The organism is Alkalibacillus haloalkaliphilus (assembly GCF_007991275.1).
Classification (GTDB): Bacteria; Bacillota; Bacilli; order Bacillales; family Alkalibacillaceae; genus Alkalibacillus; species Alkalibacillus haloalkaliphilus.
Map to the genome: position 1 here is coordinate 1 of NZ_BJYA01000029.1, position 2,517 is coordinate 2,517.

General features: G+C 33.6%; 2 protein-coding genes. Both read left to right on the forward strand.

Annotated elements, in window-relative coordinates; genetic code table 11:
- The coding region (locus AHA02nite_RS14890; protein ID WP_218025436.1) for a hypothetical protein at positions 1–1,091 on the forward strand (1,091 nt) is incomplete at its 5' end.
- 381 nt (positions 1,092–1,472) lie between these two features.
- A complete protein-coding gene (locus AHA02nite_RS14895; RefSeq protein WP_218025437.1) occupies positions 1,473–2,048 on the forward strand; it encodes a phospholipid scramblase-related protein in 576 nt (191 codons plus the stop codon).
- Positions 2,049–2,517: the final 469 nt, after the last annotated feature.

The following is a 2,517-nucleotide window of genomic DNA, read 5'->3' on the forward strand; positions in this document are numbered from 1 at the left end:
AATATACATCAGGCTCAAGAGTAACCAGTTCAGAGACCTATGAAAGATATATGGAAATTAATTATGCGAGAGACATCCAGGATATCTTAACGTACAATTATTCGAAGTATACGTTTGAAAATGATATCCCAGGCCCACCTCTTGAAGAAGATACGATTGAATTCAGGTTGGATGGAACGGTAACATGGACCGACACTATTACAGCAGAAGAAATCGCAGAACAAAACGCGTCGTATTTGAATCGTAACTTCGCCATGCCGGGTGATATTGACCACCATACAACCACACCAATATGGGCAGAAGCGTCTTATGACACCCTTCATGATACCGGGCATATGTCTACTGATGATTTGGTAGGGCGTATGATGATCTCGTCAAACCATGGGTTAACTGTAGACGAACTCGATAGGATACATGAGACTGCTTCAAACCAAAATGTTGTAGCACCTGATTCAAGTGACATGTACTATGCTAGAGAAGAACTGACATTTGAGGATCAACTTGAAGTAATGGGAGGCCCTAATCCATCTGGAGTGCCAAATTTAATTATGTTTGAAATACCAGATATAAGAAGTTCTATAGAAAGTATTTCGGACTTTTCGGGAGAGGTAACTGATAAAAGCTTGGAGTTAGCAATAGAAACAACAGATACCATTTTCAACCTGGATGGAGAAAGACAAGAGTTAATAGAATATGAGGCAAAGGGAGGCCAAGGAATAGGGGGAAGGGTTAATTTGCTAGGTGTTGAAGGTAACCTTAGATTATCCGATTCTAAATATTTTAGTGGGACCCTATTTAACTATGATAGCGAATTTGGTCATGCTCTTGAATTTAATTCTAAATTGAATTTATTCAATCAACTTGATGTCGGGGCTAATACTGGATTAAAAAAATCTAATGATGATATTAGAGGAGAGTATTCTATTGGAATAGAAGCGCGAGGGGATACCAGTTTAACACGTGGTAACACGGCTTATACAAGTAAAGATATAAAAACTGGATTAGGTATTGGAACGTGGTTTATAATTGTAGGTGGAGAGGCTGAAATTAAACTTAACCTATCTGAAGCTTATAGGAGATTAAGAAAGTAAGAAATTTAACAATAATTACCGGGATAGCAAGGAGGTCGTTATTCCGGTGATTAAGAAGGGTTGGGCGCAAACTCTTATGATAGAAGGTAAAGGGTTCAGTTTTAATAAGTTCATATTTGCATGCGTTAAGATATTCGTGGTGTTTACATTTGTTGTTGCATTATTCCTTGTCATTATAAGTTTACTTAACATAAACAATAATAATCATGCCTTTGTAATTAATAACTCTGTTTATACAGGGGTGTCTACAGTTTATATAAGCTTGGTTGTTGTAGTATTATCTCCTGTACTAGGTTCTTTAATTGGAATCATCTTTGGGCTCTTCTATTATATGCCCGTTAAGTGGACGATAAGCCTTTTAAAAGGAGGTTCATAGTATTGTTGGAGAAACAAACGACCTTCTATATAAAGCAGCAAAACAAAAAAACAGTAGAGTTAGATATTATAAAAAGGCGGAAAAAATATTTGATTAATAATGAGAAAGGACACCCCTTATTTTCTTTAAAAGAGATTAACGATAATTTGATACACAGAATCTTTCTTTCAAAAAATCGCCCTTTTAAAATGAAAGTATATCAAACAGAAGCAGAATTTTTTACGTTTGAAAGATTGTTTAGTTTTTTTAAACACACCATTAATGTCTATGATAGTGATTGTAACCTTATTGGTAAAGTAACAAAAAAACTATTTAGATTTAGGAAGTATGAAGTGAAAAATAACCAAGGAAAGTCTATGTACTTTATAGCGTCTCATTTAGTAAAACGGAGCAACTTTGAAATAAAAGGGGACAATTATTCTGTTGGATTGATAAAAAAAGAGAGGTCTAAGAGTAAAAAAACATTTTTAAAACCTAATGGCTCTTTTGGAATGGAATTGGTGGAGAATTTATCAAATGAACATAAAATATTATTGATTGCAGCAGTCATCTTAATAGATTTTGTTCATTATAACAATTGAACTTTTAGTCAAGGAGGGTAACCCAAATGAGAGATTTGTTGGATTTTATGACCCCACCCAATTTATTAAGTAAAATTGCGTTATTCATGGCTATGATTGGAGCAACGCTAAGGTTTGTGTATTCATCTTTCTATTGGATAAACATTGATTTAAATAGGGACAATTTAATAGATGGAACACTATTATTGATTACAATGTTGGGGTTATTTATTTATTTATATAATATTCTTAGAGTTAATTTGTTTTCAAAATAACTTATTTTGATGCTTGAACATGTTTAATCGGTCTTAAACATAAATATTACAAAAGTGATTACTAAATAATATATTTCGGGATTATTAGTTAAGATTGTACAAACTATCTAGTATTTAAGAACCTTGATTGGCTCATGCCTTTCAAGGTTCTTTATTTAAAAGTATTTTCCCGTTCAATTAAAGGCCCTAACTTCGACGAACATCCAGGACGAGGC